The sequence below is a fragment of the Mesorhizobium sp. YC-39 genome (genome assembly GCF_025753795.1).
Classification (GTDB): Bacteria; Pseudomonadota; Alphaproteobacteria; order Rhizobiales; family Rhizobiaceae; genus Mesorhizobium.
The window spans coordinates 1-4,907 of sequence record NZ_JAOWPS010000024.1 but is presented as its reverse complement, the minus strand read 5'-3'; the positions used below and the strand labels follow the sequence as shown (position 1 = coordinate 4,907).

The following is a 4,907-nucleotide window of genomic DNA, read 5'->3' as shown; positions in this document are numbered from 1 at the left end:
TGTCGGTGCGACGAGTTTCGTGAATCGGCGCGCAGCGGAGACTGAGTCCGCGCAAAGGCTTGGCGACATAGATATTGTCCCATGTTTGTGAACTGACCCCTAAATGTGCGATGTTTGCGTACTGAGTCGTTTGAAGGTGGAGGCCGATGCGGCGGCGCATTCCCCTCAGCCGGCGATCGCATGTGACCGGCTTCCAGGCCCTCGCGACGGGGGTGGCGGAGCACGAAAGCGCGCTCGAACGAGACTTCGTGACGCTCGTGAACTGGACGGATGCGGGCGCGTTTGTGACCGAGCAGCCGGTCACGATCCGGTTCCGGCAGGGACAGCGGTCGCGGCGATACACGCCTGACTTCCGCGTCGACTGGAGCGCCGGGGGCTGCGATATCGTCGAGGTCAAATATCGCGCCGACCTCAGATCGGACTGGCACCGGCTGAGGCCGGCGTTCGCCGCCGCCCGGGCCTGGGCCGGCGAGCATGGCGCCCGCTTCAGGATCGCCACGGAGCGCGGCATCCGCAGTCCGCGCCTCGATGCGGCGAAGAGGTTGCTGCCGCTCAGGAACGTGCCGATCGACACGGCGCTTGCGGAGTTGGCCGTGGCGCGGGCGCGCGCCGACGCCATCGACTTCATCGGGCTGGTCGACGCCTTGCCAACGACGCGCGAAGCCGGACTGGCAGTGGTCTGGCGCCTGATCGCGCGGGGCGCCCTTGTCGTCGATCTGTCGGCGCCAATCGTGCCGAGCACGCGCGTGGGTGCGGCGTGAGCGTGCCCGACATCGCGACCGTGAGCCCTGCCGCGTGGGATGAAGCCCGCCGCTTCCTGCCGATCATCCGGCGCCTGGCGGACGATCCGAGCCGAACCCGAGCGGACGTGGAAGCTGGCGCGGCGGAGCTGGGCTGTGGGCCGACCCACGTCTATGCCCTGATCCGCCGCTACATCGCCGATCCGCGACTGACGAGCCTGTTGCCGCGCAAGCGAGGGCCGAGCGCCGGCTTCTCCCGGCTCGAAAACGAGGTGGACGCGCTGGTCGACGAGGCGATCGACGGCGTCTATCTCACGCGCCAGAAGCCGAAGATCATGCACCTGGTCGAGGAGGTGCAGCGACAGTGTGCGGCGCGCGGCCTCACCGCGCCGAGCCGGCGAACCATCACGGCCCGGCTTCGCGCCCGCCCAGGTAGGGACGTGATCGCCAAGCGCCAGGGCGCCAAGGCGGCGCGCGATCGCTACGCTCCTGTCGTCGGTTCGCTGGAGGCTCACTGGCCGTTGTCGTTGATCCAGATCGACCACACGCTGGTCGACGTGATCGTGGTGGACAGCGAGACGCGCGCACCGATCCAGCGACCGTGGCTGACGCTGGCGATCGACGTCTGCACGCGCTGCGTCGCCGGCTTCCACCTGTCGCTGGAGCCGCCCTCGGCGACGTCCGTGGCGCTCTGCTTGACCCATGCAGCGCTCGCCAAGGAGAGCTGGCTGGCCGAGCGCGGCATCGATGCGGAGTGGCCTGTGCGCGGCATCCCCGAGCGACTGCACCTCGACAACGCCAAGGAGTTCCGGTCCGAGGCGCTGAAGCGCGGTTGCGAGCAATATGGCATTGCCGTCGACTACCGTCCCGTACGCACCCCGCACTATGGCGGACACATCGAGCGGCTGATCGGCACGATGATGGGCAAGGTCCATCTGCTGCCGGGCACGACCTTCTCCAACATCCAGGAGAAGGGCGACCTGAGGCCCGATCAGACCGCCGCCATGACCATCGACGAGGTGGAGCGGTGGCTCGGCCACGCAATTGCCGGCGTCTATCACCGCGAGCTGCATCGCGGCATTGGCATGACGCCGCTCGCCGCCTGGGAGCGTGGCATTACCGGCGAGGGCGCCACGCTCGGCCGTGGCGAGCCGGTCGCCGTGCCCGATCCCCGTCGGTTCCTGATCGACTTCCTGCCGATCGAGCGCCGCCGGATCCGGCGCGATGGCGTGGCCCTGCACTCCATCGCCTATTGGTCCGACGTGCTGAGTACCTGGATTGGCCATCCCGAGCGGATGATCGTGCGCTACGACCCGCGCGATCTCAGCCGCATCTATCTGCTTGGGCCCGATGGCACCTATTACGACCTTGCCTATCGCGACCTGCGGCGGCCGCCGATCAGCCTGTGGGAGCACCGCCTTGCGCTGAGGCGCCTGCGGGATGAGGGACGGTCGCTGGTCGACGAGTCGGCCATCTTCCGCACGATCGAGGCGATGCGCACCATCGCCGACGATGCGGTGCGCACGACCAAGACGGCCCGCCGACAGCGGGAGCGCCGCCTTCGGGTCGTGGCAGCCGAACCCGCGGCCGCCCCGGATCGGAGTGCAGCAGACGGGCCGGTCGAGGCCGACGCCCCGCTGGAGGATCGCATCTTCCCGTTCGAGGAATGGTCGTGAGCGAGGATTACAGGCATCTGCACCCTGCAGTGCGACCGCTGGCCGACGAGGCCGTGGAGGCACGGGTGCGGCGCATTCGCACGGATCGCTGGATCGCCTATGCACGGGCGGACGCCGCCCTGGCGGCTATGGAGGATCTGCTAACGTTCCCGAAGCGGATGCGGATGCCGAACCTGCTGCTGGTCGGCCCGACGAACAACGGCAAGACCATGATCGTCGAGAAGTTCCGGCGGATGCATCCGCCCATCACCGCCGTCGAGACAGCGGACGGCGTGGCGGTCCTGCCGGTGCTGAGCGTGCAGATGCCGCCGGGGCCGGACGAGGGCCGACTGTTCGGCGCGATCCTCGACGGGCTCGGAGTGCCGTTCGGCCCCCGCGACCGCATCGCCGCCAAGCAGGACATGGCGGTGCGCATGATGCGTGCGACGGGCACACGCCTGCTGGTGATCGACGAGCTGCACAACCTGCTGTCGGGCACCACGATGCAGCAACGGCGGCTGCTCAACCTGCTGCGCTGGCTGGGCAATGAGCTGCAAATACCGCTCGTCGGCGTCGGCACGGCCGAGGCGTTGCGCGCGATCCGCAGCGACGACCAGCTCGTCAATCGGTTCGAGCCGTTCGCCTTGCCGCTGTGGCAGGACGACGAGGAATATCGGCGGCTTCTCGCGACGCTCGAAGCGGCCTTGCCGCTGCGCAAGCCGTCGCACCTCGACGATCCGGTCATGGCTGGCCGCATCCTCGCGGCGGCGGAAGGCGTGCTGGGCGAGATCATCGCTGTCGTCGTCAAGGCGGCTGTGCTGGCGGTCGAGACCGGGACGGAGGCGATCCTGGCACGCATGATCGAGGATGCGGGCTTCATCCGGCCCTCCGAGCGTCGGCGTGTTGCGGTCTGATCTGTTCGCCGTCTCGGCCGTGCCCGAGGCGTTCCCGGCACGGGCGATACTGCCCGTTCACATCGAGCCGGCGGCGGATGAGGCGCTCGTGTCGTGGCTCGTCCAGCTGAGCTGGGCGCTCCGACAGTCTCCGCTCATGTTTAGCCGGCACGGCTTCAAGGTGGATGCCGCGGGTGATCCCGAGTGGTGGCGTCGTCCGTCGCCAGGCCAGCTCGCAACGATCGCCGAACGGACCGGAGTCGAGCAGGCCCGGCTGAAAGCCATGACGCTCCTGGGCTGGTCGATCGCACGTGATGATGAGGGCGCGCAGCGCTTCACAAGCCGGCGCTGGACAAACCCGAAGCTGGGCCGCCGGAAAGGCCGGCGTGTCGATGTCTGCGGGCAATGCCTGGCGGAAGACGAGCGACCCTATCTGAGGCGGCTCTGGCTGCTGGGCTGGATCGGTGTCTGCCCGCGGCACCGGACCCGGCTGATCGGGGAATGCCCGGGATGCCGGTGTCCGATCCGGTTCAAAGGGCTGAACGCGAAGGCGCCAGTCGACCTGCTTGCGTGCCAGAAGTGCGGCCGAGGGTTGGCCTGTTTGCAGGGGCAACGGGCGAATGATCGGTCGGTCGATCTGCAATCGCTGCTTGTTGCGGGGAAGAAGACCGGCGTCGTGCTCCTGCCAAGCGTGGGCGAGGTCGAGTGGGCCACGATGATGGCGGTTGCAGACATGCTGCTCGGCATGATCTGGACCGATGTCGCCACCCAGCACCGCGAGCAGCTGTTCAACCGGATCGCCCGCGAACTTGATCTGGGCTGGGAAGATCGGCTCTCGCTCTCGCTTGGCTCGAACTATGGAAGCTTGCTGATGATCGACTGGCTGGTGGCGGACCTGCCGCACCGCCTGCCTGCGGCGATCGGCATCCTGAAATCTGTCCGCTTCGAAGGTCTCCTGGGCCGCCACAACGACATCGACGACGATATAGCCGCACACCTGCGCACGATCCTGGCGGCGGCAATAGCCACGCCGGCGGTCGGACGAGGTGCGTGGCATCCCTGGATCGAAAGCTTGCCTGATAGCGCCTCCGACCTGCGGGAGCGAGCCGCCCGCGAACGCTACAAGCACCGGCGCCAGCGGCTGACGGCCTTTGCCGCACTCAAGGCGGGGGCGACCGTCGGGGAGGCGGCAGCGATAGCCCGTGTCCAGCCGATGAGCGTTTATCGCTGGCTCGACCGCGGGATCGAACATGGGCTCGAAGCGGCGCTCGAACGCCCGACCGGGAGGCCCGCTCTGACGTCGGCTCAATCCGAAGCGCTCGCGCAATGGATCCGCGCCGACTGCGCCAACCAGAATCGCCACGCCATCGTTGCTCAGGCGCAGGCGCGGTTCGGGATCGAGCTTAGCCTCGACATCGCGTCGAACCTGCTGAGGAAGCATCGCGACCGAAAGCCAGGCAGCGTCCGCCGTCGCCGGCGTCTGTGGGGGCCGATGAAGCCAAGGGGACCACGCGCCAAGCCTACTCATGACCTGGCTCCCGGTTCGTGAATCGAGTCCGCGAAACTTCTCCCCGGTACACGAAACTCTGCGCCGGTTCGCGAAACTCGTCGCACCGACA

General features: G+C 68.0%; 4 protein-coding genes. All 4 read left to right on the top strand.

What is annotated here, in order from left to right; all coding sequences use genetic code 11:
* Window positions 1–182: 182 nt before the first annotated feature.
* Genes OHD62_RS35450 through OHD62_RS35435 form a run of 4 tightly spaced genes read left to right on the top strand, consistent with a single transcriptional unit; the run spans window position 183 to window position 4,837 of the window.
* A complete protein-coding gene (locus OHD62_RS35450) occupies window positions 183–761 on the top strand; it encodes a Tn7 transposase TnsA N-terminal domain-containing protein (protein WP_263792394.1) in 579 nt (192 codons plus the stop codon).
* Window positions 758–2,416 carry a Mu transposase C-terminal domain-containing protein gene (locus OHD62_RS35445; RefSeq protein WP_263792393.1) on the top strand — a complete coding sequence of 553 codons (1,659 nt, stop codon included), beginning with the start codon at window positions 758–760 and terminating at the stop codon, window positions 2,414–2,416. Before OHD62_RS35450 ends, OHD62_RS35445 begins: the two co-directional genes overlap by 4 nt.
* The gene (locus OHD62_RS35440; RefSeq protein ID WP_263792392.1) at window positions 2,407–3,309 is read left to right on the top strand and encodes a TniB family NTP-binding protein; all 903 of its coding nucleotides are present in this window, start codon (window positions 2,407–2,409) and stop codon (window positions 3,307–3,309) included. The genes OHD62_RS35445 and OHD62_RS35440 overlap by 10 nt, the downstream gene beginning before the upstream one ends.
* Entirely contained in the window at window positions 3,296–4,837 is a 1,542-nt protein-coding gene (locus tag OHD62_RS35435; RefSeq protein WP_263792391.1) for a TniQ family protein, read from the top strand. The genes OHD62_RS35440 and OHD62_RS35435 overlap by 14 nt, the downstream gene beginning before the upstream one ends.
* Window positions 4,838–4,907 lie beyond the last annotated feature (70 nt).

Bases quoted from the DNA above. Each gene is read 5' to 3' on its own strand.
- OHD62_RS35440 (WP_263792392.1), top strand. From the start codon at position 2,407: ATGGTCGTGAGCGAGGATTACAGGCATCTGCACCCTGCAGTGCGACCG.